This window comes from Pandoraea morbifera, from assembly GCF_902459575.1.
GTDB classification, from domain to species: domain Bacteria; phylum Pseudomonadota; class Gammaproteobacteria; order Burkholderiales; family Burkholderiaceae; genus Pandoraea; species Pandoraea morbifera.
Map to the genome: position 1 here is coordinate 196,592 of NZ_CABPSD010000006.1, position 26,029 is coordinate 222,620.

25 protein-coding genes are annotated in these 26,029 nt (G+C 65.8%); 18 read left to right on the forward strand and 7 right to left on the reverse strand.

Annotation, left to right across the window (positions count from 1 at the left end):
• Window positions 1-156 precede the first annotated feature (156 nt).
• From PMO31116_RS12430 to iscX, 10 genes are all read left to right on the forward strand, one after another.
• The gene (locus PMO31116_RS12430; protein ID WP_150566984.1) at window positions 157-2,265 is read left to right on the forward strand and encodes a site-specific recombinase; all 2,109 of its coding nucleotides are present in this window, start codon (window positions 157-159) and stop codon (window positions 2,263-2,265) included.
• Window positions 2,266-2,381: 116 nt separating this feature from the next.
• Window positions 2,382-2,909 carry a Fe-S cluster assembly transcriptional regulator IscR gene (gene iscR / locus PMO31116_RS12435; protein ID WP_023596701.1) on the forward strand — a complete coding sequence of 176 codons (528 nt, stop codon included), beginning with the start codon at window positions 2,382-2,384 and terminating at the stop codon, window positions 2,907-2,909.
• Between the two features lie 31 nt (window positions 2,910-2,940).
• On the forward strand, window positions 2,941-4,164 hold the full coding sequence (locus PMO31116_RS12440) for an IscS subfamily cysteine desulfurase (RefSeq protein WP_150566985.1): 1,224 nt from the start codon (window positions 2,941-2,943) through the stop codon (window positions 4,162-4,164).
• A gap of 18 nt (window positions 4,165-4,182) precedes the next feature.
• Window positions 4,183-4,581 (forward strand): Fe-S cluster assembly scaffold IscU, encoded by a 399-nt coding sequence (iscU, locus tag PMO31116_RS12445; RefSeq protein ID WP_150566986.1) that lies wholly within the window; start codon window positions 4,183-4,185, stop codon window positions 4,579-4,581.
• A gap of 29 nt (window positions 4,582-4,610) precedes the next feature.
• Window positions 4,611-4,934 (forward strand): iron-sulfur cluster assembly protein IscA, encoded by a 324-nt coding sequence (gene iscA, locus PMO31116_RS12450; RefSeq protein ID WP_023596698.1) that lies wholly within the window; start codon window positions 4,611-4,613, stop codon window positions 4,932-4,934.
• Window positions 4,900-5,145 carry a DUF3565 domain-containing protein gene (locus PMO31116_RS12455; protein WP_150566987.1) on the forward strand — a complete coding sequence of 82 codons (246 nt, stop codon included), beginning with the start codon at window positions 4,900-4,902 and terminating at the stop codon, window positions 5,143-5,145. Before iscA ends, PMO31116_RS12455 begins: the two co-directional genes overlap by 35 nt.
• Before the next feature lie 108 nt (window positions 5,146-5,253).
• A complete protein-coding gene (gene hscB, locus PMO31116_RS12460; RefSeq protein WP_150566988.1) occupies window positions 5,254-5,784 on the forward strand; it encodes a Fe-S protein assembly co-chaperone HscB in 531 nt (176 codons plus the stop codon).
• An 86-nt stretch (window positions 5,785-5,870) separates the two neighbouring features.
• A complete protein-coding gene (hscA, locus tag PMO31116_RS12465; RefSeq protein ID WP_150566989.1) occupies window positions 5,871-7,748 on the forward strand; it encodes a Fe-S protein assembly chaperone HscA in 1,878 nt (625 codons plus the stop codon).
• A 23-nt stretch (window positions 7,749-7,771) separates the two neighbouring features.
• On the forward strand, window positions 7,772-8,113 hold the full coding sequence (gene fdx / locus PMO31116_RS12470; RefSeq protein ID WP_150566990.1) for an ISC system 2Fe-2S type ferredoxin: 342 nt from the start codon (window positions 7,772-7,774) through the stop codon (window positions 8,111-8,113).
• Between the two features lie 52 nt (window positions 8,114-8,165).
• Window positions 8,166-8,360, forward strand: coding sequence for a Fe-S cluster assembly protein IscX (gene iscX / locus PMO31116_RS12475; RefSeq protein ID WP_150566991.1), 195 nt, complete (start codon window positions 8,166-8,168; stop codon window positions 8,358-8,360).
• Window positions 8,361-8,520: 160 nt separating this feature from the next.
• Here iscX and PMO31116_RS12480 read toward each other — a convergent pair whose 3' ends face one another.
• Window positions 8,521-9,204: a glycine zipper 2TM domain-containing protein gene (locus PMO31116_RS12480; RefSeq protein ID WP_150566992.1), complete on the reverse strand. Its 684-nt coding sequence runs from the start codon at window positions 9,202-9,204 to the stop codon at window positions 8,521-8,523.
• Window positions 9,205-9,483: 279 nt separating this feature from the next.
• On the opposite strand from PMO31116_RS12480, the gene PMO31116_RS12485 reads away from it, so the two are divergent.
• Together PMO31116_RS12485 and PMO31116_RS12490 are read left to right on the forward strand one after the other, a co-directional pair.
• Window positions 9,484-10,809, forward strand: coding sequence for a glycosyltransferase family 87 protein (locus tag PMO31116_RS12485; RefSeq protein ID WP_150566993.1), 1,326 nt, complete (start codon window positions 9,484-9,486; stop codon window positions 10,807-10,809).
• Between the two features lie 4 nt (window positions 10,810-10,813).
• Window positions 10,814-11,416, forward strand: coding sequence for a hypothetical protein (locus tag PMO31116_RS12490; RefSeq protein WP_150566994.1), 603 nt, complete (start codon window positions 10,814-10,816; stop codon window positions 11,414-11,416).
• Window positions 11,417-12,023: 607 nt separating this feature from the next.
• Here the strand turns inward: PMO31116_RS12490 and lysS are convergent.
• The 4 genes from lysS to PMO31116_RS12510 all read right to left on the reverse strand — a co-directional run bounded on the left by lysS (window position 12,024) and on the right by PMO31116_RS12510 (window position 15,527).
• Complete coding sequence (lysS, locus tag PMO31116_RS12495) at window positions 12,024-13,568, reverse strand: lysine--tRNA ligase (protein WP_150566995.1); 1,545 nt, start codon at window positions 13,566-13,568, stop codon at window positions 12,024-12,026.
• A 16-nt stretch (window positions 13,569-13,584) separates the two neighbouring features.
• Window positions 13,585-14,064, reverse strand: coding sequence for an Ivy family c-type lysozyme inhibitor (locus tag PMO31116_RS12500; protein WP_150566996.1), 480 nt, complete (start codon window positions 14,062-14,064; stop codon window positions 13,585-13,587).
• Window positions 14,065-14,067: 3 nt separating this feature from the next.
• Window positions 14,068-15,172, reverse strand: a protein-coding gene (gene prfB / locus PMO31116_RS12505) for a peptide chain release factor 2 (RefSeq protein ID WP_174234927.1) whose coding sequence is annotated in 2 segments (ribosomal slippage) — window positions 14,068-15,099 and window positions 15,101-15,172 — 1,104 coding nt in all. Because the reading frame shifts where the segments join, the coding sequence is not laid out codon by codon here.
• Between the two features lie 133 nt (window positions 15,173-15,305).
• Entirely contained in the window at window positions 15,306-15,527 is a 222-nt protein-coding gene (locus tag PMO31116_RS12510) for a hypothetical protein (protein ID WP_150566997.1), read from the reverse strand.
• A gap of 232 nt (window positions 15,528-15,759) precedes the next feature.
• On the opposite strand from PMO31116_RS12510, the gene PMO31116_RS12515 reads away from it, so the two are divergent.
• Window positions 15,760-16,662 carry a LysR family transcriptional regulator gene (locus PMO31116_RS12515; RefSeq protein WP_174971244.1) on the forward strand — a complete coding sequence of 301 codons (903 nt, stop codon included), beginning with the start codon at window positions 15,760-15,762 and terminating at the stop codon, window positions 16,660-16,662.
• 32 nt (window positions 16,663-16,694) lie between these two features.
• Here the strand turns inward: PMO31116_RS12515 and recJ are convergent, their stop codons facing one another.
• Both recJ and PMO31116_RS12525 read right to left on the reverse strand, forming a co-directional pair.
• Complete coding sequence (gene recJ, locus PMO31116_RS12520; RefSeq protein WP_150566999.1) at window positions 16,695-18,398, reverse strand: single-stranded-DNA-specific exonuclease RecJ; 1,704 nt, start codon at window positions 18,396-18,398, stop codon at window positions 16,695-16,697.
• The gene (locus PMO31116_RS12525) at window positions 18,395-19,474 is read right to left on the reverse strand and encodes a regulator (RefSeq protein ID WP_150567000.1); all 1,080 of its coding nucleotides are present in this window, start codon (window positions 19,472-19,474) and stop codon (window positions 18,395-18,397) included. The genes recJ and PMO31116_RS12525 overlap by 4 nt, the downstream gene beginning before the upstream one ends.
• 175 nt (window positions 19,475-19,649) lie before the next feature.
• Between PMO31116_RS12525 and PMO31116_RS12530 the strand changes: the two genes are divergently transcribed.
• The 5 genes from PMO31116_RS12530 (at window position 19,650) to PMO31116_RS12550 (ending at window position 25,618) form a co-directional block, all read left to right on the forward strand.
• Window positions 19,650-20,903, forward strand: a complete 1,254-nt coding sequence (locus PMO31116_RS12530; protein WP_150567001.1) for a lipoprotein-releasing ABC transporter permease subunit — start codon at window positions 19,650-19,652, stop codon at window positions 20,901-20,903.
• Complete coding sequence (lolD, locus tag PMO31116_RS12535; protein WP_150567002.1) at window positions 20,896-21,621, forward strand: lipoprotein-releasing ABC transporter ATP-binding protein LolD; 726 nt, start codon at window positions 20,896-20,898, stop codon at window positions 21,619-21,621. Before PMO31116_RS12530 ends, lolD begins: the two co-directional genes overlap by 8 nt.
• Before the next feature lie 197 nt (window positions 21,622-21,818).
• Complete coding sequence (locus PMO31116_RS12540) at window positions 21,819-22,667, forward strand: TatD family hydrolase (RefSeq protein ID WP_150567003.1); 849 nt, start codon at window positions 21,819-21,821, stop codon at window positions 22,665-22,667.
• A gap of 44 nt (window positions 22,668-22,711) precedes the next feature.
• Window positions 22,712-23,596 (forward strand): DUF4131 domain-containing protein, encoded by an 885-nt coding sequence (locus PMO31116_RS12545; RefSeq protein WP_150567004.1) that lies wholly within the window; start codon window positions 22,712-22,714, stop codon window positions 23,594-23,596.
• Window positions 23,597-23,686: 90 nt separating this feature from the next.
• Window positions 23,687-25,618: a DNA internalization-related competence protein ComEC/Rec2 gene (locus PMO31116_RS12550; RefSeq protein WP_281350153.1), complete on the forward strand. Its 1,932-nt coding sequence runs from the start codon at window positions 23,687-23,689 to the stop codon at window positions 25,616-25,618.
• Window positions 25,619-26,029: the final 411 nt, after the last annotated feature.

The following is a 26,029-nucleotide window of genomic DNA, read 5'->3' on the forward strand; positions in this document are numbered from 1 at the left end:
ACGATTTCGCCAGCGGTGCCGATGGCGCTATCATTCGCCCCATCGCCGGCGTGTGACCGTCCTTGCGGCAGTCGTCACTGCCGCTTTCGCGACACCTGCGCGGTTTCAACGGCGTTTTCGCGACTCCTTTCATCCGTTTTCTCGCCTCTCCCATCGATGTTCAATTCGCTTACCTCGTACTGGCGCAAGTGGCGTGCCTCCCGTCACGCAGGCCATCAGCTCGACGAACTGCTTGCACACGCCGACCCCGGCGCGCCGCTTGCCGTTCGCAATCAGTGGCTGATCGAACTGGCGCACTGGGTGCAGAAGCGGGGTGCGCTCGTCAACGAAGATCGGGAGGAGGGCGAGGCGGTGAGGTATCGCCCGCACACGCGTTTGCGCTATCTGTTGCAAATGCTCGAGCGCAATCCGGCGTGGCGGTTGCCGGTGGCGCGCACGCTGCGCAGCGTGATCCACGAAAGCGACGCCATCTCGCTGCTCAGCGACACCGGCATGCCGGTGCGTCCCGGGTTCTGGGGCGCCCTGGTCGAGCGTATCGAGAAGGCGCTGATTCCGCCGCCGCCCACGCGCCGAGATCTCTCGGCACTGTGCTCGCTGATGTTCCCCGACGGACGCGCCGCCGACTGGATCGCGGCCATGCCGCCCGAATTGCTGGCCGACCTCATCGCGCTGCTGCATTTCGGCGAGGCCGAGGACGAGAACACTGACTGGAATCCCTTCGCGCAGGATTTGCTCGCGGCGATGCATCACCTCGTCGACCAGATTGCGTCGACCGGCCTGTCACAGGCGGTTCGATCGCGCCTGCCGTATCCGCGCGTGACCGAATCGCCGTTCTACCGGCTGGGGCGGGCCATGCAGGAGCTGGAGGACGCCGGGCAGGCATTCGCCCACGGCGCGCCGCCGTCGCAGCGTTTCGTGCAGCAGATCAACGTGTTTCGTGCCCTGCTCGATGACTGTGGCCGCGCCGTGCGCCAGGTCTATGCGCATCTCGACGAAAACGGCGTGAGCGTGGATATCGTCTTTCAGGTCGAGCGAGCGAAGGCGAGAATCCGACGCCTGGAGCGCCTGCTCGACGCGTGGCTCACGCAGGGCGAGCGTGGCGACCGGGCCGTCGCGCGGGTGAAGCTGCTCGCCGATCTGGTGCGCGCGAACAAGGCCAGCCAGAGCGTGGGCGAGCTTGCGCGCACCTCGTTCGGCCTGCTCGCGCGCAAGGTCGTAGAGCGCAGTGCGGAAACCGGAGAGCATTACATCGCCCGCAATCGCACCGAATATTTCACCATGCTGAAGATGGCCTGTGGCGGCGGGCTCGTGACGGTGGTCACCGTGTATGTGAAGTTCATGATCACGAGTGCGCACCTGCCCACCATCGTGGAGGGCTTCCTGGCCGGGGCGAACTATGCGCTGTGCTTTCTTTTCATGCACTTCTGTCACTTCACCCTGGCAACCAAGCAGCCCGCCATGACCGCGCCGGCCATCGCGAGCAAGCTCGATGACGTGGATACCCCCGCCGGGATGGACGCCTTCGTCGGGGAGGTACTCGCCCTCGTGCGAACGCAGGCGGCCGCCATCTTCGGAAATCTGGCCATGGTGTTCCCGTTCTGTCTGCTGGTGCAATGGGCCGTGTCTGCGGCGCTCGGCATGAACACGATCCCCCCGGAGAAGGCGCATGCCACGCTGGCGTCGTTTTCGATTCTCGGCGTGACCCCTTTTTTTGCTGCACTCACCGGCGTGCTGCTCTGGTGCTCGAGCCTGATCTCCGGCTGGGCCGACAACTGGTTCGCGCTGCACGGCATCGGCGACGTGCTGGCCTACAATCGTCGGCTGCGCTTCGTCTTCGGGCGTAACGGCGCGGCGCGCATCGCCGACGGGTGCCGTCGGCACATCGCACCGGTGCTGGGGAACCTGACGCTCGGCTTCATGCTCGGTCTCGTGCCGGCGGTGCTGACGGCTTTTGCGCTGCCCTTCGAAGTCCGTCACGTCACACTGTCGACCGGGGCGATCGCCACGTCCATCGGGGTGCTGGGGCTGCCGGTGCTGCACGACCCGGCCCTTTGGCTGGCGGTGGCCGGCGTCGGGTCGATGGCGCTGCTCAACGTCGGCGTCAGTTTTGCGTTAGCATTCCACATGGCGCTCCGATCGCGTGCACTGCGACTGGGCGACCGCCGGCAACTCCATCGCGCCATCTGGCGCGCCGTGCTGCGCAATCCCTTGGTGCTGCTGTTCCCGCTGCGCTCCCCGCAGGCAGACATTCGTCCCGAAAAATGAGAATTTTCACAAGTGGACGATGGAACTTTCGCAAAAAGTGGGCCAGAAGTACTTGACTAAATTCGTAGGGAATTTATACTTGACGAAAATAGTCGAGATTAATCCCCTGCATCATCATGAGACTTACCACGAAAGGCCGTTTCGCCGTCACGGCGATGATCGACCTGGCCATGCGCCAGGACGCGGGTCCCGTGACGCTTGCGGGCATTAGTCAGCGTCAGCGAATCTCCCTCTCTTATCTGGAACAGTTGTTCGGCAAGCTGCGCCGCCACGAAATCGTGGAGAGCGTGCGCGGGCCGGGCGGCGGCTACAGTCTGGCACGTCGCGCGGAAGAGGTGACGGTTGCGGACATCATCATTGCGGTCGACGAACCGCTCGACGCCACGCAGTGCGGCAGCAAGGGCAATTGCGAGAAAGGCCAGGACGGCCATCGCGGTCATTGCATGACGCACGAGCTGTGGGCGACGCTCAACCAGAAGATGGTCGAGTATCTCGATTCCGTTTCGCTGCGCGATCTCGTCGAGCAGCAGCGCAGCAAGCAGGCCCAGCAGGCCGTTCTGCGCGACACGCGCGAGTCCGGCACCAACAACCAGACCATTGCTGCGCGTATTCCCAATTCGGTCTTCGATATGGCCCGTTCATAACAGGCGCCACGGCACGATCCTGGAGCACCCCATGAAAAACGACACCCTCAACCTCCCCATCTACATGGATTACAGCGCCACGACGCCGATTGACCCGCGCGTCGTGGACAAGATGTTGCCTTACCTGCGCGAGCAGTTCGGTAACCCGGCGTCGCGCAGCCACTCGTTCGGCTGGGCTGCCGAGCAGGCGGTGGAAGAGGCGCGCGAGGAAGTGGCCAAGCTGGTGAATGCCGATCCGCGCGAGATCGTGTGGACATCGGGCGCCACCGAGTCGAACAACCTCGCCCTCAAGGGCGCGGCGCACTTTTATCAGGGCAAGGGCAAGCACCTCATCACGGTGAAGACCGAGCACAAGGCGGTGCTCGATACCATGCGCGAGCTCGAGCGCGAGGGTTTCGAAGTCACCTACCTGGATGTGAAGGACGACGGTCTGCTCGACCTCGACGTGTTCAAGGCGGCACTGCGTCCGGACACGATTCTCGTGTCGGTCATGGCCGTGAACAACGAAATCGGCGTGATTCAGGACATCGAGGCGATCGGCGAGATCTGCCGCGAGAAGGGCATCATCTTCCACGTCGACGCCGCTCAGGCCACCGGCAAGATGCCGATCGACCTGACCAAGCTGAAGGTCGACCTGATGTCGTTCTCGGCGCACAAGACCTACGGCCCGAAGGGGATCGGCGCGCTGTACGTGCGCCGCAAGCCGCGCGTTCGCATCGAGGCGCAGATTCACGGCGGCGGTCATGAGCGCGGTATGCGCTCGGGCACGCTCGCCACGCACCAGATCGTGGGCATGGGTGAGGCGTTCCGCCTGGCACGCGAGGAAATGGCCGCCGAGAACGAGCGTGTGCGCATGCTGCGTGACCGCTTGCTCAAGGGGCTGACGGAAATGGAAGAGGTGTATGTGAACGGCGACATGGAAAAGCGTGTCCCGCACAACCTGAACATCAGCTTCAACTTCGTGGAAGGCGAGTCGCTGATCATGGCGATCAAGGACGTGGCCGTGTCGTCGGGCTCGGCCTGCACCTCGGCGTCGCTGGAGCCTTCTTATGTATTGCGTGCCCTGGGTCGCAACGACGAACTGGCGCACAGCTCGATTCGCTTCACGGTGGGCCGTTTCACGACGGAGCAGGAAGTCGACTACGTGGTCGAGCTGCTCAAGAGCAAGATCGGCAAGCTGCGCGATCTGTCGCCGCTGTGGGAAATGTACAAGGACGGGGTCGATCTGAATTCGATCCAGTGGGCCGCACACTGAGCATTCAAGGAGTTAGCCATGTCGTACAGCAAGGAAGTTCTGGATCACTACGAAAACCCGCGCAACGTCGGTTCGTTCGAAAAGGGCGATGACGCCGTCGGCACGGGCATGGTCGGCGCACCGGCCTGCGGCGACGTGATGAAGCTGCAGATCCGCGTGAACGACGCGGGCGTGATCGAAGATGCCAAGTTCAAGACCTACGGTTGCGGCTCGGCGATCGCTTCGTCGTCGCTGGTGACCGAGTGGGTCAAGGGCAAGACGCTGGATCAGGCGCTCGCCATCAAGAACACCGAGATCGCGCAGGAACTGGCACTGCCGCCGGTGAAGATCCACTGCTCGATTCTGGCGGAAGACGCCATCAAGGCGGCGGTCGCCGACTACAAGCAGAAGCACGGTCAGACGGCTGACGCCGCCTGAGTGCGGAACGCAAAAGGAAGCAGGCAAACATGGCCATTACACTGACCGAGAAGGCCGCGCAGCACGTTTCGCGTTACCTCACGCGGCGCGGCAAGGGCGTGGGTCTGCGGCTGGGCGTGAAGACGACCGGCTGCTCGGGCCTGGCCTACAAGCTGGAATATGCCGACGAAGTGGCGGGCGAGGACACGGTCTTCGAAAGCCATGGTGTGAAGGTGATCGTCGACCCGAAGAGCTTGCCGTACATCGACGGCACCGAGCTGGACTTCGCCCGCGAAGGCCTGAACGAAGGATTCCGCTTCAATAATCCGAACGTCAAGGATGAGTGCGGCTGCGGCGAGTCCTTCCGCGTCTGACGCTGCGCCGTTGCGCGAGATCATTGGCTTTCGGCAGGACGACGAAGGTCAATGGGTCGCGCGACTGGCCTGCGGGCACGGTCAACACGTCCGGCATCTTCCGCCCTGGCAGATCCGCACGTGGACGCAAAGCCCTGAAGGCCGCGAGGCGATGCTCGGCGGGCGATTGCCGTGTCGCAAGTGCGAACGCGGCGAGCCGCCCGATGCATGACACGATCCGACACCGCGTGCCGCGATCGACGAGCGCGTCGCCAACGGGACGAACGGGTGGCAGCGTAGGCAACAAGGCGGCGCGAGCCGCTTTTTTTACGATTGCGCGATGAGTGCATTGACTGACAACTATTTCACGCTGTTCGAGCTGCCGCAGCGTTTCACGCTCGACAGCGAGGCTCTCGACGCGGCGTATCGCGCCGTGCAGTCGCGCGTGCATCCGGATCGCTTCGCCAGCGCGAGCGACGCGGAGCGCCGCGTGGCGATGCAATGGGCGGCGCAGGCGAATGCGGCGTATCGCACGTTGCGCGACCCGCTACAGCGCGCGACTTATCTGCTGTCGTTGCAGGGCATCGACGTGGGCGCGGAGAACAATACCGCGATGGCCCCCGATTTCCTGATGCAGCAGATGGAATGGCGCGAAGCCATCGACGACGCCGTCGCCGCCCGCAACGTCGGTGCACTCGATGCGCTGGCGAAGTCGCTGCGCGACGACCGTCGTCTGCGACTCGCGAAGCTGGGCGACTGGATCGAGAGCGAGGCGTGGCAGCCGGCGGCGGAAGCCGTGCGGCAACTGATGTTCATTGCGCGCGCCGAGGAAGATGTGGCGCAGCGCATCGAAATGCTGGAAAACGCGTGACGGCCCGGTGCGGCGTCGTCACATGTCACTGAGAACTGCTTGAGAACAGGGCGCACGCGCGAGCGTGTGGCCCGTATTGCAAAGTCATGGCCCTTCTGCAAATTTCCGAACCCGGCATGTCCCCCGCGCCGCACCAGCGGCGACTCGCCGTGGGCATCGACCTGGGCACGACGCATTCGCTCGTGGCCGCCGTGCGCAGCGGTGTGGCCGAAGTCCTTCCCGACGAACAGGGCCGCGTGCTGCTGCCGTCCGTCGTGCGCTATCTCGGCGGTCCGCGTACCCAGATCGGTTACGACGCCAAGGCGGCGGCGGCCACCGATCCGCGCAACACCATCGTCTCCGTCAAGCGGTTCATGGGCCGGGGCCTGGCTGATGTCGCGCACGCCGACAACGCGCCGTACGACTTCGTCGACGCACCCGGCATGGTGCAAATGCATACGGCCGGTGGTGTGAAGAGCCCGGTGGAGGTCTCGGCCGAAATCCTCGCGACGTTGCGTCAGCGCGCCGAAGATACGCTCGGCGACGATCTCGTTGGCGCCGTCATCACCGTGCCCGCCTATTTCGACGATGCCCAGCGCCAGGCGACCAAGGACGCCGCACGGCTGGCGGGCCTGAATGTGCTGCGCCTGCTCAACGAACCGACGGCAGCGGCCATTGCGTATGGTCTGGACAACGCGGCGGAAGGCCTGTACGCGGTCTACGATCTCGGTGGCGGCACCTTCGACATTTCGATCCTGCGGTTGACCAAGGGCGTTTTCGAAGTGCTTGCGGCGGGCGGCGATTCCGCACTCGGCGGCGACGACTTCGATCAGGCGATCTATCGTTGGGCGGTAGAGGCGGCAGGGCTCGATGTCGCATCGCTCACCCCGCAGGACGTTCGCAGTCTGCTCGATCATGCACGTACCGCGAAGGAAGCGCTGACGGACGCCGTCACGGCGACGATCTCGCTCACCTTGTCGGCGGGGCGCAAGGTCGAACTTTCGCTTGCGCGCGAACAATTCACCGCGCTCGGCGCATCGCTCGTGCAGCGCACGATCGGTCCGATGCGCAAGGCGCTGCGCGACGCCGGGATGGGCCCGGAAGACGTTAAGGGCGTGGTACTCGTCGGCGGCGCGACGCGCATGCCGCAAGTGCGCGAGGCGGTGGCCGGGTTCTTCGGCCGGGAGCCGCTGGTCGATCTCGATCCGGACCAGGTGGTGGCGCTCGGCGCCGCGGTGCAGGCCAACCTGCTGGCAGGCAATCAGGCCGAAGGCGACGACTGGCTGCTGCTCGACGTCATTCCCCTCTCGCTCGGCGTGGAGACGATGGGCGGGCTGGTCGAGAAGATCATTCCGCGCAACGCGACCATTCCGGTGGCCCGCGCACAGGAATTCACGACCTTCAAGGACGGCCAGACGGCCATGGCGATTCACGTGCTCCAGGGCGAGCGCGAACTGGCCTCCGACTGCCGCTCGCTCGCGCGCTTCGAGCTGCGCGGCATTCCGCCGATGACGGCCGGCGCGGCGCGCATTCGCGTGACGTATCAGGTCGACGCCGACGGGCTGCTGTCGGTCTCGGCGCAGGAAATGCATTCGGGCGTGGCGGCCTCGATCGAGGTCAAGCCGTCGTACGGTCTGGCCGACGAGGACATCTCGCGCATGCTGCAGGACAGCTTCGGCTCGGCCGAGCAGGACATGCGCGCCCGTGCGCTGCGCGAGCAACAGGTCGAAGCCGAGCGTCTGCTCGTGGCGATCGACAGCGCCTTGCAGGCCGATCCCGAGCTGCTCGATGCCGACGAGCGCGCGCACATCGACACGCTGCTGGCAGATCTGCGGCAGAAGGCGGCTGGCGACGATCAGGCAGCCATCAAGGCAGCGACCGAAACGCTCTCGCATGCGACCGATGCGTTCGCCGCACGCCGCATGGACAAGAGCATCCGCGCGGCGCTTGCCGGCCGGCGCGTGGCCGACATCGACAAACTGTAAGATACCCACGGAAACCCAAAGCCATGCCTCAAATCGTTGTATTGCCTCACGTCGAGCTGTGCCCGGAAGGCGCCGTGCTGGAAGTCGCGCCGGGCACGTCCGTGTGCCGTGCGCTGCTGGATAACCATATCGAAATCGAGCACGCCTGCGAACTGTCGTGCGCCTGTACCACGTGCCACGTCATCGTGCGCGAGGGGTTTGATGCGCTGGAACCGGCCGCGGACGAAGAGGAAGATCTGCTCGACAAGGCTTGGGGGCTCGAGCCCACGTCGCGCCTGTCGTGCCAGACGCTGATGCCCGCCGATTCGGATCTGGTCGTCGAGATTCCGAAGTACACGATCAACCACGCCAAGGAAAATCACTGAGCAACGCTGTGCGGCGTTGTGCGGTGACACGAGAGAAACAGGAGCCTGCCCCATGAAATGGACTGATACGCTGGATATCGCGATCGCGCTCAGCGAGGCGCATCCCGACGTCGACCCGCAATACGTGCGCTTTACCGACCTGCGGGAATGGGTGATGGCGCTCGACGGCTTCGACGATGCTCCGGAGCGCTCGGGCGAGAAGATCCTCGAGGCCATCCAGATGGCGTGGATCGAAGAGGCCGACTGAACACCGGCGGGCGACCGGCGAGACCGGCCCGCCTGAATACCGCCTCCGGGCGCCGAAAAAACAAAAGCCGCTCCGGAGAGAGCGGCTTTTGTTTTAAGTGGGGCGACGATCGATGCACGCGAATCGCAGCGATTGCCCCGGTGCGGATCGAACGTATGTCTTAACCCGCGCGCACGAGACCGTTGTTCTCGAGTCGCACGCGGTCACCCGGTTGCACGCCCGGCGCCGACTGATATGTCCAGTAGCGGGTCTTGCCGGTGTCCATGCGCACGTACACGCGATACACGGTCTCGGATCGCACGCGCTTCTCGACTTCGTTGCCGGCCAGTCCACCGCCAAGGGCACCGACCACTGTCATTGCGGTGCGACCATTGCCGGCACCGAACTGGTTGCCGAGCAGACCGCCGGCGACGGCACCGCCCACGGCGCCAAGACCCGTTGCCTGACCTTGCGTACGAATCGGTTCCACCGATTGCACGGTGCCGCAGGTCGAGCAGGTCGCCGCCTGCTGACGCGTCGGCGCGGCGCCTTGTTGCGCATAGGAGGGCTGCGGCGCCGGTGCGCGTTGCGCCGGGGCCTGCTGAGGCGCATATTGCGTTTGTTGGGTCGGCGGCGTCCCTTGCTGGGAGGCTGCGGCCGGTTGCGTCGACCACGACGGCTGCGATTGCGGCGACGTCAGTGCGTATTGCGAACTGTTGCCCGTCGGGGCAGGGCCATCGGTGCTTCGCGCAAGCGGCAGCACACCCGTGATGGCGGCCACGCCAAGCAGACTCACGACCACGACACTGCCGGCAGCGGCAGCAATCAGCGGGTGCATGCGACGCGGTTGCAGATCGTTATCCATGTTGTTTTCTCCATCGTGCGGTAAGTGCGATTCCCCTTTCTGCGTGCTGGCGAGCACGGGGCGATTTCGCATGAGAAAAGTGTCGTTCACGGCAAAGTCGGCATCCGTTTCATTTTGTAACGCGATGTAAAACCTGCGTCTCGGCAAGTGCGCGGATGTTGCGATCGCGGTGAATTCAAGTCAATGAATCATAAGGGAATTTTGGTATTCTGACGGCGCCGCGCGCGCCGCGGGGGCTGCCGCGCCTTAACATCTGAAACAAGTGCCGAGGGAGGTCATGTGAATCGTCAGGCATCGACGTCCGACATTTCCCCGGCGTGCGCCGGGGTCGATGCACCGATCGCGCGAAGCGGGGCCTTGCCGCGTATCGCGGTGCCGGCGGCCGCCGTGCTGCTGGCGCTGCAGCTCGCGGCGCTTGGCGCATGGGCGCTCAGCTGGTTGACGTCCGACGCCGACCCGGTCGGCGCATCGGGGCATGGCATGCCACCGCTGGGCCACGATCTGCGCGTGTTCTGGACGGTGTCATGGATTACGCGTCACCTCGGTCCACTCGCCGCCTTCGACCCGACGACGTTGTTCCCGGCGCTGCTCAGGTTCTTTCCTGCCTATCCGGATGCCGGGCATTGGCTTTACCCACCTCCGTTGCAATGGGGAATTCAGCCACTCTCGTGGCTGTCCTATCCTGCGGCGTACGCGGTCTACGTCGTCGTGAGTCTGGCGGCGTACTTCGCTGCGGTGAGGATCTGGCGCGGCCAAAGCGGCTGGCCGTGGCTGGTGGCGCTGGCGTTCCCGGGCCTGTGGGTCGCCTTGCTCGCGGGACAGAACTCGCTCGTGACGTTACTGCTGATGTGCGTGGCGCTCACTTATGGCGAATCGCGTCCTTCGTTGGCCGGGCTCTGCGGCGGATTGCTCGTCATCAAGCCGCAGTTGGCGTTGCTTCTGCCGCTGTGGTGGATTTGCGCGGGTCAATGGCGCGCGTTGACGACGATGGTCATCGTCGGTGCCGTTGCTTGCGGTCTGTCGATGGCGTGGGCGGGCTGGCCGCTATGGCGCGCCTTCTTTCTCGCGGTTTCGCAGTTCAACACCGAGGTCGTGCAGCAGGGCGAGGGCGGGATCTGGCACGCGATGCCGACCGTGTTCGCCATGGCGCGCCTGCAAGGCGTGGAACTGTCCGGCGCTTACGCGCTCTACGCGGTGATCGCACTGCCATCCGTGCTCTTCACCGCATGGCTGTGGACGACCCCGGCGCCACCGGCGCTGCGTGTTGCCGCGGCGACGACGGCAACGCTGCTCGCGCAACCCTATCTGCTTTACTACGAACTGGCGTGGCTGATCGTGCCGCTGATGGCGCTGACCGGGTTACCCCAGGGGGCAGGGGCAGGCGGTACGCCCATGACGCGATCGCGCCGTGCGATGCTGAATGGTGCCAGCACAGCACTTGCCTGGCTCGTGTGGATCGTACCGTTGCAAGCGTATCTCGCAGCCCTGTGGCCGCCGATGGGGCAATGGGGCGTCGTGCTGTTGCCGCTGACGATGTTGTGGATCGTGTACCGTGCGCTGCGGTGGTGGCGCGCGCATAATGGCACGCATTGTCCGCGAACGTGACCCCATGATCGATACCCTGCCGCCACTGGAGACACCGCTCGACGCCGCCAGTCATCCGCACGTCTATCCGTACGTGGTTACCCGTGCCTGGGTGGACGAGCATGACCCCGCGGGCGATGTCAGCGAGCCGTTCTCCAACGATGTTTTCGTCGCCCTCGTGCTTGACGGCCCGCGCGGCCTGCGCCGCTTGCAAGCGCGGGATCTGCACGCTGCGGGACTCACCTTCGAGGAAGCCTTCAGTCAGGCGGCGTCGAACCTCTCGCGTGCCTGGACGGCCCGTCATTTCGAATTCGGTATTGCCCGACTCGACGACGGCACCATGATCGGCGGATGTCGAGGCAACTGGATGGCACCCGCAGGCGGACTCGTGCTCGGCAACCTCTACCAATCGATGGTCGATCACTTCGAGGTGCGCGAGTTCGCTGCCGTGGCGCTCAACCGAACGTTTCTTCTCGTGTTCCCCACCGATCCGAAGACGCTGGCCTCCCTCGCGTTGCGACAACTGGTCGAGGAAGCGTCGAGCGGTGCGATTCTCCCCATTTCGCGTAGCTGGCTGCGTCTCGATGGCGACTGGCCATCCGCCTATCGCGGCACCCCCGCTTTCTGATGCGAAACCCCCGTTGTGCCATTTCGCGCAGGTCGTGCGCGTGATGCGACAGCGTGCCGACTGCCGTTGCCTAGACTCGCAACCGGCACAATCCGCTGCCAATCCCCGAGGAGTCTTCGCATGTCAGTGTTCTCGTCGCGCCCGACCAGTGGTTCCCCTTCTCCTGTCCTGACGTCCGTCGCATCGACCGACCCGGCGCGCACGGCGACCGTGGCGACGTTGCCGTCGGCGGTCGACATGGCGCGCGAATTCGTCGGCGCGCGAGTCGGCGATGTTGCGGCGAGCGTCGTCGCGCGGGGGCCGCGCGACCCCCGGCGGCCAATGTCAGGGGAAGCTCCGGTGCAGGGGGAGGGCGGTATGCGAGTGGGGCCGTCGAATGAACCGGTGCCCTCGTTGTCCGCCGAGTCTCGCGGGATGGCGGCCAACGATAAGGGACTCAGGGTACGCTTCGCTACGCATCTGACGTATGTGTCGATCAGCGAGCCTCGCCGCCGCGGGCCCGCTGACGCCGACGTCGAATGAAAAATGCCGCAGCATGCTGCGGCGTTTTCAACTTCGCTGAGACGGCGGTTTGTCGCAGCTCGATGGCAAGCGCCGTCGATGCGACTCAGTCTTCGCGGCGCAGGTGCGGGAACAGCAGCACGTCGCGAATGTTCGGGCTGTCGGTGAGCAGCATGATCAGGCGATCGATGCCGATACCGCAACCGCCCGTCGGGGGCATGCCGTATTCGAGCGCTCGGATGTAATCGGCGTCGTAGTACATCGCTTCCTCGTCGCCGGCGTCCTTCTGCTCGACCTGCGCGCGGAATCGTGCCGCCTGGTCTTCGGGATCGTTCAGCTCGGAGAAGCCGTTGGCGATCTCGCGTCCCGTGATGAACAGTTCGAAGCGCTCGGTGATGCCGGGCACCGAATCCGAGGCTCGCGCGAGCGGGGAGACTTCCACCGGGTAGTCGACGATGAAGGTCGGCTCCCACAACTGACTCTCGGCGGTCTCTTCGAACAGTGCCAGTTGCAGCGCCCCCAGACCGGCGTTCTTGAATTGCGGGGCGTCGACCTTCACGCCGTACTTGCCGAGCGCGGTGCGCACGAACGTGACGTCGGCGAGTTGCGCCTCGGTGTACTCGGGTGCGTACTTGCGGATCGCTTCGACGATCGTCAGGCGATGGAACGGCTTGGAGAGGTCCAGCTCGCGACCCTGGTACTGGATGGTAGCGGTGCCGAGCGCGTCCACGGCGGCGTTGCGAATCAGTGCCTCGGTGAAGTCCATCAGCCAACGGTAGTCCGTGTAGGCGGCATAGAACTCCATCATCGTGAATTCCGGATTGTGGCGCGGCGACACGCCCTCGTTGCGGAAGTTACGGTTGATCTCGAACACTCGTTCGAAGCCGCCGACGATCAGGCGCTTCAGATAGAGCTCCGGCGCGATACGCAGGTACATCTGCATGTCGAGCGCGTTATGGTGCGTGATGAAGGGCTTCGCCGCGGCGCCGCCCGGAATCGGGTGCAGCATCGGCGTTTCGACTTCCATGAAGTCGGCGTCCGTCATGTACTTGCGGATCGAGGCGATGGCCTTGGCGCGGGCGCGGAACGTGTTGCGCGTCTCCGGCGAAGTGATCAGGTCCACGTAACGCTGACGGTACTTCGTTTCCTGATCGGAAAGGCCGTGGAACTTGTCGGGCAGCGGACGCAACGCCTTGGCGAGCAGTCGCAATTCCTTGACCTTCACCGACAGCTCTCCGGTGCGAGTGCGGAACAGCGTGCCGGTGGCCGCGATGATATCGCCGATGTCCCAGCCCTTGAAGGCGGTCATCGACTCGGCGCCCACGTCGTCGCGGCCGATGAAGAACTGGATCTGGCCGCTGCCGTCCTGCACGGTCGCGAAGGCGGCTTTGCCCATCACGCGCTTGAGCATCATGCGACCGGCGACCGACACGGCGACGGGTTCGGCTTCGAGGGCTTCGTTTTCGACGTCCTTGAAGCGCTCTTGCAGATCGCCGGCACGCTGCTCGGGTCGGAAGTCGTTCGGGAAGGCCACGCCGTTGGCGCGCAGTGCCTGCAGCTTCTCGCGGCGCTCCGCGATGAGCTTGTTGTCGTCCTGCGGCAGGTCGCCCGCCGGATTGGCCGTGTGGGCCGGGGTGTTTTGATCGGTCATGATGCGAACGATGAGGTTATTCGGTAAAACGCAGCGTGTGCAGCAGGGCATTCTTGAGCGAGCCATCGGGCGCGCCCAGCCAGATCAGTTCGGTGCGATCCTGATGCGGGCCCGCGTTGGCCGCCGCACTCGGGTCTCGCACGAAAAGCGCCGCGATCGACTGCGAGCGCGGCTCGTACAAAATGTGGACATACTCGCTCGGGCAGTCGTGCGGCTTGCAACTTTGCACCAGCAACCAGGGCTTGCCGGCGACACTCACACGTTGCGACGGCGTCGACGTGCCACCCTGACGCACCCATGCGGGCACATTGCGCGGCGCCACGATGCGCGCGTAAGCGCCCGAGAAATCCGGGCGCTTGAGCAATTCATGCAGGTACGGTCCCGTCTCGGGACTTGCACCCGGTGCGCCCGGTGTACTGGCCGGAGCGGCAACGGCGGCGTGCTGCAGACACAGCGCGCTCACCACCCACACGGCGAGCGTGCGGACAAACGCCATTCCTTACACTCCCTGCTTGAGACTCGCCGAGATGAAGTCGTCCAGATCGCCGTCGAGCACCTTGCCGGTGTTGCCGGTTTCCACGCCGGTGCGCAGATCCTTGACACGCGACTGGTCGAGCACGTACGAACGAATCTGGTGGCCCCAGCCCACGTCGGTCTTGCTCGACTCCAGCTTGTCCTGCTCCGCGCGACGCTTGCGCATCTCGTGTTCGAACAGGCGCGAACGGAGCATGTCCCAGGCTTCGGCGCGGTTGCGGTGCTGCGAACGATCGTTCTGGCAGGCCACGACGATGCCGGTCGGGATGTGCGTCAGGCGCACCGCGGAGTCGGTCTTGTTGATGTGCTGACCGCCGGCGCCGGAGGCACGGTACGTGTCGGTGCGCACATCGGCGGGATTGATTTCGATGTCGATCGAATCATCCACTTCCGGATAGACGAACAGGCTGGCAAACGATGTATGACGTCCACCCGACGAGTCGAACGGCGACTTGCGCACCAGACGGTGCACGCCGGTCTCGGTGCGCAGATAGCCGTACGCGTAATCGCCGGTGACCTTGAGCGAGGCGCTCTTGATGCCGGCGACGTCGCCATCCGATACTTCGAGGACTTCGGCCTTGAAGCCTTTGCGCTCGCAATAACGAAGATACTGGCGCAGCAGCATGCCTGCCCAGTCGTTGGCTTCGGTGCCGCCGGCGCCGGCCTGGATGTCGATGAAGCAGTTGTTGGGGTCGGCCGGATTGTTGAACATCCGGCGGAACTCCATTTCGCCCACGCGCGCGGCAAGCGCCTGCGTGTCGCTCTCGAGCGCCAGCAGCGAGTCTTCATCGCCCTCTTCGCGGGCCATGTCGAACAACTCCTGCGTGTCTGAGAGACCGGCGTCCAGTTCCGTCAGGTTCGTGACGATGCCGTCGAGCGACTTCTTTTCCTTGCCCAGCGCCTGGGCGCGCTTGGAGTCGTTCCAGATGTTGGGGTCTTCGAGTTCCTTGTTGACTTCCGTCAGACGAGCTTGCTTGACATCGAAGTCAAAGATACCCCCTGAGCTCGCCGACGCGAGTGCGCAGATCGGCGAGCAGGGATTCGAGGGCGTTGAGGCGTTCGGCTTCCATGAGCTATGACAGGTGCGAATTCGGGAAAACCGAAATTATAGCGCAGCGAAGCCCCCGTTTCCCCCACTTTTCGGGCGATTTCGGTCGGCGTGGGACCGCGACGCAGACCACGGTCCGCGGTCCGGTAATGTGTTCAGCGTGCGGCGTGGCGCAGTCCGAAGGCGTCGCGTGCGTAACCGGCGTCGGCGAGCGACGTGTCGTCGAGCGCGGCAAGCGCTTCGGCCTGCAGTTGCTGCTCATAGTGCACGCGCCATTGGTCGACGGCGCGGAAGAACAGGCCGAGCGGCGTGACCGGCGCAGCCGCCATCGGGGCGGAGGCATTGAGGTGGCCAGCGGCGGACAGAGGGCGGTACATGATGTGACTTCCTTCACGAGAGGCGGCGCGCTGGCCGGGGCGGGATGCCGCAGCAGACGTCGCATTAGGGATAACCCGAAGTCTATGCCTTTCTCGTGCGCTAAAAAAGTGAATTGTTGAGACAATTCTGTTCACTATTATTGAAGTGTCGATGGTTGTCGCCTACCATCGTCGATGTCGATGTTTATCTGCGCGCTGCGCGCAGCAGGGCGACCCGGCCGAGGAGAGGCTCATGGATTTTCTGCAACTTCAGACCTTCAAGGCCATCGTGGACGAAGGCAGCGTGCTGGGGGCGGCCGAGGCGCTGCATTGCGTGCAGTCGAACGTGACCGCTCGTATCCGTTCGCTCGAACACGCGGTCGGCGTGAAGCTCTTTCACAGGCAAGGCCGCAAGCTGCAACTGACCCCCAGCGGACGCACGCTGCTCGGCTACGCGGACAGGATTCTCGCGCTGTCGCGTGAGGCGAGCGCCGCGCTCAATCCGGCCAACGAGCCGGCGGGGGATTTTTCACTGGGGGCCATCGAATCGTCGGCCACGTCGCGGCTGCCGGCCGTGCTTGCCCGCTTCCACGCGGCCTATCCGAAGGTGCGCCTGAACCTCGTGACCGATACGTCGCTCAATCTGCTCGACGAGATTCAGCATGGCCGCGTCGACGCCGCATTGATCGCGGGCACGGCGTGCCTGGAAGCGCAGGCGCAGGCGTTGGTGGTGGCCGACGAGATTTATCGCGAACCGATCGTGCTGGTTGCGCCCGCGCGGGCCGGCCGCGTGCAAGAGGCCTCGGATCTGTCGGGGGCCACGCTGCTGATGTGGCCGTCAGGGTGTCCGTATCGCGCGACGATGGAACAGTGGCTCGCGTCGAACGCCGTCACGCCAGGGCGCATTCTGAGTTACGGCAGCTATGCGACGATCGTGGCCTGCGTCGGCGCCGGGGTGGGGTATTCGCTCGTGCCGCGCGGCATATATCAACGCTATCGGCAGGAGGCGAACATCGTCGGCCACGCGATGGAGGATCTTGCCGCCGTGCCGAACTTTTTCGTTCGTCATCGCGGCGTGGAGGTGCATCCGGCACGAGAGGCCTTTCTGCGCGTGATGCGCGAGTATGTCGCCGAGGCGCACCCGATCGCCCCCTAGGGCCCCTGGGGCCCGCTGGGGAAGCGCCGAACCTAACCCTGGCCCTGGACGTGCTCGATGATCATCTGCACGCGCGAGACGCCGTTGAACGTGTCGGCCGCCAGCCGATAGGCGAACCGCGCGCGGCTTGGCAGGGTGTCGGCATGATTGAACCAGATCGCGTTCATTCGCATGCGCCCGCGACCCAGTTGCAGCTTCAGGTGCTTTTCCTTGAGGATGGCCTGCGAGAGTACGTCGAACTCTCCCGAAAAGACCGGCGGCGGGAACCCCTGGCCCCAGACCTGTGCATCGAGCATGGCCACGAACGGCGGCACGAAACACTCGTCGCCGATGTCGCCGTCGGTTTCGATCACGCGCGAGAGCGCCCTCTCGTCGAGCCATTCCTGTCCGACCGCCTCGAATGCCGCCTGAAAGCGCGGCAAGGCGTCGGCGGCAATGGTCAGCCCCGCGGCCATCGCGTGTCCGCCGAACTTGCCGATCAGGCCCGGCTCGCGCTTCGTGACGAGATCGAGCGCGTCGCGCAGGTGAAAGCCCGGGATCGAGCGGCCCGACCCCTTGATCTGCCCGTCGTCGCCGGGGGCGAACACGATCGTCGGTCGATAGAACTTTTCCTTCAGGCGGGCTGCGACGATGCCGATCACACCCTGGTGCCAGGTCTCGTTGAACGCGCAAAGCGTGGTGGCCGAACGCGGATCGAAGCGGGCGAGATCCGCCAGCGCTTCCTGCTGCATGCCGGCTTCGATTTCCCTGCGTTCACGATTCATGGCGTCGAGTTCCTGCGCGAGCGTCCAGGCGCGGGCGTCGTCGTCGGTGAGCAGGCATTCGATGCCGAGCGACATGTCCGCCAGGCGCCCGGCGGCATTCAGGCGCGGACCGAGCCCAAAGCCCAGGTCGAAGCTGCCGGCCTGACGGGCATTGCGCGCCGCGGCGCGGAACAGCGCATTGATACCCGCATGCATGCGGCCCGCGCGTATGCGCGACAGGCCCTGCGCCACCAGAATGCGGTTGTTGGCGTCGAGCTTCACGACGTCGGCCACGGTGCCCAGCGCCACCAGATCGAGCAAGGTATCGAGACGCGGCTGCTCGCGCGCGTCGAACACGCCGCGCGCGCGCAATTCGGCGCGCAGGGCCAGCAATACGTAGAACATCACGCCCACGCCTGCGAGATGCTTGCTCGGGAACTCGCAGCCGGGCTGGTTCGGGTTGACGATGCAGCGGGCGTTGGGCAACTCGCTGCCCGGCAAGTGGTGATCCGTCACCACGACTTCGATGCCGAGGCGCTGCGCGGCCGCCACGCCGTCGAGGCTGGCGATGCCGTTGTCCACGGTTATGAGCACGTCGGGTGGGCCCTGCTTGCCTTGCGCGGCGAGCGCCACGATCTCGGGCGTGAGGCCATAGCCGTATTCGAAGCGGTTCGGCACGAGATATTCGACCTTCGCCCCGAACATGCGCAGGCCGCGCACGGCAACGGCGCAGGCGGTCGCGCCATCGCAGTCGTAATCCGCGACCACGAGCATTCGCCGGTTCGCGGCGATGGCGTCGGCAAGAAAGACGGCGGCTTCGCGCGCCCCTTTGAGCTGCGCGGGCGGAATCAGGCGCGTGAGCGCGGTCTCGGTCTCTTCGCTGGCCAGCACGCCACGCGAGGCGAACAGCCGGGCGAGGACCGGGTGGACGCCGTCGCGTGCGAGGGCGTCCGCGGTGGTGACGTCGACCTGTCGCGTGACGATCTCGGTCATGCCGCGTCCTCGCCGATCCGGGCGAGGGCCGACATGCGTGCGTCGAGCGATTGGCGGCGCCAGAACTTGCGCAGATCGGCGCTTCGCGAGCGAATCGTCACACTGTGGCTGTCGCCACACAACGTGAGCGCCACTTCCCGGGCCTGCCCCTTCGCGACCCGCTCGAGCGCCGGGGCGAGCCATGTTTGGTCGATCTCGACGAGGGCGTCGCGCCAGCGTGCCCAGTCTTCTCTCAGGAACGGGTCGGTCAGTGTGTCGATCTGCACGACGGTGCGCCCGTTGGTCGCGGCGAGCCCGGCCCGAGTGGCGTGAAGGGCAATCTGCAGATGGGTGGCCAGACCGCGGGTGGCGGGATCGTCGGACAGCACCGTGACGCACGGACGGTTCAGGCGCGGCGCGGCGATGCGTTGACCGCCGGCGTACAGCCAGAGGGCGTTGACCGGGGGAAGACGACGGGCCTCGCGGGCCTGATTGGCCGGGTGGTCGTACCAGGCCATCTGCACTTCGTTCTGCCATTTGCGCCACGTCAGCTCGGCCTTGCCCTGCGGCAGCCAGATGTCGACGTTGCGGCCTGCCGCGCGCCCGGGCGACGCCGTGATCAGCTCGCCCAGCGCCGGTGCGCTCAGGTACCAGCGGTCGGGGCGCGGCGCGATCAGCTCGCCGCCGACGTCCGCGAACAGCGCGTGGGCCGTGGCAAAGAGCGCGGCCGATTCCTCGGGGCTCAGCGACAGCTCGGCCGGGTCGGTGAGCACCAGGTGGTCGGTGGCGATGTGGATGTGCGCGGGCTGCGCGCAATACCAGTAGCGGGTGTCGAGCGCGCCGCTGTCCTCGAGCAGCATGAACGGCGCGAGCGGCGCGCGGGCGGGCACGCCGGGCAGGCCAAAGGCGTCCGACAGCCAACGTTCGTGCGGTAGCGTGGGGACGAACGGGTCTTCCGGCACGTCCTGCGCCGACGGGACGCCGCGCGCGAGCAACTTTTCGAGCGCGGGCAACTCCAATCCGGCCAGCAGTGCGGGAAAATGGGCCGACGCGGGGAGCGCGAACGGCAGGAGAAAGTGCAGGGCAGGTGTATCCATGTCGAGGCGAATTGTATGGCAAACTTCGCGCTGGCAGTTGGGTGACCCTGACGTCAGGTACGGAACGTGCCGTCCGCCGCCCCGGGCAGGGACCGGAGCCGCGGGCTCGGAAGCCGGTGCAGACCGCCGGCGCCGGCATGCTCCGATCGATCCTTATCAAGAATCAGGAATCCGTTTGAAATTCCCATACGAATGGCAGATCGGCTGGCGCTACACGCGCACCGGCAAGCGATCATCCGGCAACGGTTTCATCTCCTTCATTTCCTTCATCTCCATGGCCGGCATCGCGCTGGGCGTGGCGGCGCTCATTGTGGTGCTCTCGGTGATGAACGGCTTTCAGAAGGAGGTTCGGGACCGCATGCTCTCCGTGCTGGCGCATATCGAAGTGTTCGCGGTGGACGGCAACTTGCCGGACTGGCAGCGCACGGCCGCCGAGGCGTTGCAGAACAAGAACGTCATTGCCGCCGCCCCCTACGTGGGCGAGCAGGCCATGCTCACGCGCGAGGACAACGTGCGCGGCGTGGTGCTGCGGGGCATTGTGCCGAGCGAGGAGGCCAAGGTCTCGGATCTCGGCAAGCAGATCACCGAAGGCACCCTGGCCAATCTCACACCGGGCAGTTTCGGCATCGTGCTCGGGCGCGAGCTCGCACGCGGGCTGGGCGTGACCATTGGCGACAAGATCACGCTCGTCGCTCCACAGGGAACCATCACACCGGCCGGCGTGCTGCCGCGCGTGAAACAGTTCACCGTGGTCGCGATCTTCACTGCCGGTCACTACGAGTACGACAGTTCGCTCGCGCTCATCGATCTGCATGACGCCGAAACGCTTTATCGGCTCGACGGGCCCACGGGTGTGCGGCTGAAGATTCAGGACATGGAGCAGGCGCCGCTGGTGGCGCGCGAGCTGGCCAAGACGCTCTCGGGCAACATGTGGGTGCGCGACTGGACGCAGCAGAACAAGAACTGGTTCGTGGCGGTGCAGACCGAGAAGCGCATGATGTTCATCATCCTGACGCTCATCATTGCCGTGGCGGCGTTCAACCTGGTGTCGTCGCTCGTGATGACGGTCACGGACAAGTATGCGGATATCGCCATCCTGCGCACGCTCGGCGCACAACCGCGTTCGATCATGAAGATCTTCATCGTCCAGGGGGTGACCATCGGCTTTGCCGGGGCGCTGCTCGGCGTGGGGCTCGGCTGCCTGATCTCGGTGAATATCGGCACCATCGTGCCGTTCATCGAGCACCTGCTGGGCGTTCACTTCCTGCCCCAGGACATCTACTTCATTTCCGAGCTTCCCTCGGATCTGCAATCGTCCGACGTGATTCGCATCGGGGTGATCTCGTTCGTCCTCTCGGCGCTGGCGACGATCTATCCGAGCTGGCGCGCGTCGCGCGTCAAACCGGCGGAGGCCCTGCGCTATGAGTAATGCGACCCCATCCCTGGCCCCCGTGCCGAACCTCGCCTACGACGGCCCGGTACTGCGCGCCCGGGATCTGCACAAGACTTTCCGGCAGGGGCAGCTCAACGTGACCGTGCTCAACGGCGCGAGTCTCGATGTCGCTGCCGGCGAAAAAGTGGCGATCGTTGGCGCGTCCGGCTCCGGCAAGAGCACACTGCTGCACGTGCTGGGCGGACTCGACGACCCGTCGCGCGGCGAGGTGTCGCTGCTGGGCAAGCCGTTCTCCTCGCTGCGCGAGCGGGACAAGACAGCGCAGCGCAACCAGTCGCTCGGCTTCGTCTACCAGTTTCACCACCTGCTGCCGGAGTTTTCCGCGCTCGACAACGTGGCCATGCCACTGCGTATTCGTCGTTTGCCCACGGAGCAGGCGCGCGCGAGTGCGCAGACGATGCTCGAGCGCGTGGGCCTGGGCCCCCGCATGAAGCACCGGCCGTCGGAGTTGTCGGGCGGCGAGCGTCAGCGTGTGGCGATGGCGCGCGCGCTGGTCACGCAACCGGCGTGCGTGCTCGCCGACGAGCCGACCGGCAATCTCGACGGTCACACCGCCGAGACGGTGTTCGAACTCATGCTGGAGCTGTCGGAGACGCTCAGGACCAGCTTCGTGATCGTGACCCACGATATCGACCTGGCGCGCCGGTGCGATCGGGCGTTGCGGCTGCGCGAAGGCGTGCTGGAGCCGGCGTGAACCGTTTGTAACGGACAACGGGCCGAGGGTGCGAACGCCGGGGACTCCCCGGCGTTTTGCGTTTTCCGGCGGCAGCGCGCGGGGAGGAAATCGGCAACGTCCTAGACCATGACGCGGTGTTCTCCGATGGCCATGCCGCGCGCTTCGTGCGAGCCTTGTCACTGCCCCTTAGAATTGACGCTCAAGGACATCCGACCATGTGGATCGACACCCATTGCCATCTCGACGCTGCCGAGTTTGACGCCGACCGCGGCACTGTCATTGCCGAGGCCACCGCTGCGGGGGTGGCGGGGCTCGTCGTGCCCGCCGTCGAGTGCGCATCGTTCGACGCGGCACGGGCGGCAGCGAACGCGATGCCCGGTGGCGCTTACGCCCTTGGCATCCACCCGCTGTACACGCCACGTGCGCGCCACGAGGACATCGCGACATTGCGCCGGGCCGTGGAAGCGGCGATCGGCGATCCGCGATTCGTCGGCATCGGCGAAATCGGTCTGGACTACTTCGTCAGGACACTCGACCCCGAACGCCAGCAGTTCTTCTACGTCGAGCAATTGAAGATTGCGCGAGACTTCGATCTGCCGGTCATTCTTCACGTGCGCCGGTCACAGGACGCATTGCTCAAGCAACTGCGAATCTTCACGCCGCGTGGCGGGATCGCGCATGCGTTCAACGGCAGCCGTCAGCAGGCGGACATGTTTATCGAACGCGGTTTTTGCCTCGGGTTCGGCGGCCAGATGACGTTCGACCGGGCGCTGCAGATTCGCCGCCTCGCCGTGGAACTGCCGCTCGATGCACTCGTGCTTGAAACCGACGCGCCGGACATTGCGCCGGAGTGGCGCTACAAGCAGCGCAACAGCCCGGGCGAATTGCCTCGCATCGCGCAGGTGCTCGCGGATCTGCGAAGCATGTCCGCCGAGGCGCTGGCCCACGCCACGCGCGCGAATGCCTGGCGCGTGCTGCCGCGCTTGTCGGGCGCCATGGCCATGGCGCCCGGCGACGGGCCAACGCCCGCCGACTCCCTCGTTGCCCACGCCGGATCGCGCTGACGCGGTGGCGCCGCGCGGTTCGCGATTCATGACGCGCTGACGTCGTGCGGCTGGTGCTGCTTGCCTGGGTGACAGGCGTCTGGTGGCTTCAACAGGCGTCGGTGTTGCCGTCCGGCGCCGGGTTCGGCGCTGCCGTCGGTGCGGCGGCGGCTGTGCTTGTCGTGTGGGTCGGTTGGGCGGCGGTCCGTGCGAAATGGCGCGCGGGGCACGGGGCCTCGGGAAATGGGGTGCCGCACCGATGCGCGATGGTCCTGATGGCCGTCTGCGTCGGTGTTTTCGGCTATGCATGGGCGGCGTGGCGCGCCGAGCTTCGACTCGGTGACCGGCTGCCGGCGGCGCTGGAGGGGCAGGATCTGATCGTCGAGGGCGTGGTGGCGGGATTGCCCGCAACCCTGGACGGCGGCGTGCGATTTGCTTTCGACGTGGACCGGGCATACGTCGCGCGCAGGGGATGCGAGGGCCAGGGCGACACGCGGGTGTCGTCGAAGCCGGCACCTGCCGAGGGTGGGCGTGACGAGAGGGGCGACGGGAGGGCCGCGCCTGCCTGCTCAGACGTGCCGATGCCTCGGCACATCGAGCTGGTTTGGTCCCGACAACCGGCGTGGGGCGGGCGGCGCAACGAGGTCACCGGCCTGTCCGATCAGGTACGAGCGCCGCAGGCCATCGACGATGCATCGGCGCGAGGTACCGTCCCGCGTGCAGGGGAACGCTGGCGTTTGCCCGTTAAGGTCAGTGCACCGCGAGGCGTTGCGAATTGGCACGGATTCGATGCGGAGCTCACGGCACTGATGCGCGGCATTCGGGCGTCGGGATACGTGCGCGCGGGTTACGGAAAACGGCGGGCGTCCCCAGAACAAGGCCAAAGGCAAGGGCAGCGGGCGATGCGACTGGAGGTCGGACCGGTGCAAGGATACCGATGGGTGGCCTGACGCGAGCGACTGCGCGATGACTTTCGTGCGGCACTTAGGTTGTCGGCAACGTCACCCCAATCAGCATTGTCACCGCCATCAGCGTCGTCAGTGTCGTCGGCGCCATCCGCGGAATCAGTGTCACTCGAATCCTCGACATTCGCGACGTCGTCTGCGCGTTACGGTGGCGTGTTGATGGCGCTCGCGCTTGGAGAGCGCGGCGAGATCGCCCCTGACGACTGGCAAGTTTTTGCCGATACGGGGGTTGGCCACTTGCTCGCCATCTCGGGGCTGCATGTGTCGCTCGTGGCAGGAGCCATCGGTGCGCTCGTGGGCGTGATGTGGCGACGCGCAGGGTGCCAACGATTTCCGTTGGCGTTGTGGTGGCCGGCGCCGAAGGCGGCGGCGGTTGCCGGACTGGTGGCCGCGATCGGGTACGGTGCGGTGGCGGGGTGGGGCGTGCCCGCGCGGCGCGCGGTCGGCATGGTGGCGATCGTCGTCGTTGCATTGTTGAGCGGGCGATTTGCCGCGCCTTCGTATGCGCTAGCGTGGGCGTTGGCCGTTATTGTGGCGTTCGATCCATGGGCGGTCGTGGCGCCAGGTCTTTGGCTTTCCTTCGGCGCGGTTGCCGCGCTTGTGCTGGCGGGGCGGCGGTGGCGCCCCGGGGCGTCGGGCAGGCGGCGCGGGGCGGTGGATCCAGCGCGTGGCGGTCGCCCGGGCGCCGGGCGCCACGGCGCGCGCGAGGCGGGTCGGCACAGTGCACCGCGGCGCGCATGGACGGTTGTCGCCCGTGCGACGCGAGCTCAGTTCGCCGTCACGATCGGCATGGTGCCTTTGTCGCTCGCGTGGTTCGGCGCGGTGCCGTTGCTCGGCCCCGTCGCCAATGCGGTGGCCATCCCCGTCATGACGCTTGTCGTGACCCCTTTGGCGTTGCTTAGCCTGGTATTGCCAGCGGTACTGGCGCAATGGACGCTGGCCGTAGCCCATTGGGTCGTCGTCTGGCTGGCCGAATGGCTGGCGTGGCTGGCGTCAGGTCCGGGAGCTGTGTGGCGCGCGGGCGTCGCCCCGACGTGGGTGCTGGCCATGGCCGTCGCCGGGGCGGTGGTCGTCCTGATGCCGTTCCCCCGCTGGATGCGTGGTGGCTTGGCCGGGTTCATGGGTTGGCGATGCGCTGGTTTTGTCCTTATTGCGCCGGCGTGGTTCGCGTCGCCGCCTCGGCCGGGCGCTGGGGACTTTCGGGTCACGATGCTCGATGTCGGGCAAGGCAATGCCGTGCTGGTCGAGACGGCGACACGGACATTGTTGTTCGATGCCGGTCCGCCAATGGGCGCCCGCACCGACGCAGGGCGCCGTGTGATCGTGCCTTATCTGCGCGCACTCGGCGTGCGGCAGCTCGACCGGCTCGTGGTGAGCCACGCTCACGACGACCACTTTGGCGGCGCGCGCAGCGTTTTGCGGGCGTATCCGGACGCGCAAGTGTTCTCGTCATTGCCCGGCGAGCATCGGGTGCGCCGCGCGGCACGGGATCATCGGACCTGCCTGGCCGGCCAGCAATGGACATGGGAGGGCGTGACGTTCCGCTTCCTGCATCCGGACCCGAGTGCCTTGCGCGCAGGATGGGCGGGACGCGCCGGCCCCAATAGCGTGAGCTGTGTGCTGAAGGTGTCCAACGAGCGCCACGGCGCGTTGCTCGCGGCCGATGCGCAAGCCCCCCAGGAGCGTGCGATGCTTGCGCGCTTTGGTTCCGAATTGCACGCCAATGTGTTGCTCGCGCCGCATCACGGTAGCGAGACGTCGTCTACGCTGGCGTTCGTGAAGGCGGTCGCGCCCGAGCACGTGGTGTTTCAAACGGGTTACCGGAATCGATTCCGTCATCCCAGACCGTCCGTCGTGGAACGCTACCGAGCCGCCGGGGCGGCCGTTTGGGACAGTGCGGTTCACGGCGGCGTTCGGTTCTCTCTGAATCGCAACGGCATCGAGGCAGAATCCTTCCGCGAGCAACGCCGACGGTATTGGCACGCGGAGATTATCGCCGCCCCGTGACGAAGCTGATGGGCGCGTGACGGGGGCCGCCTTCGCACGCAATGGCCGTCGGGGCAAATCGCCGACGTGGGCGACGCAGACGTCCAGAATGCTGAATTCGGCAGCTTCGCCAATCGCAACACAGCAAAGCGGCAACACGGCAACACGGCAACACGGCAACACGGCAACACGGCGGCGCGCGTCGTGAGAGCAGTGCTGACCGAGCGATTCGACGGAAACCTCTACCGGTGCGCTGTGGCCGGTTCGCTAGAATGGGTCGGCGAGCGCTCCGCAGCCAGCGTTCTTTGCCACGCGCAGACGAGGATGTCGGGCGTGTGCGACCCGACAGCGAGGTGCCGCGATGCCGAACCGGATTCGAAGCCAGGCCCGAAGCAATGTTCCCGGCCAACGTCGAGGCGACGTCCAAGGCTG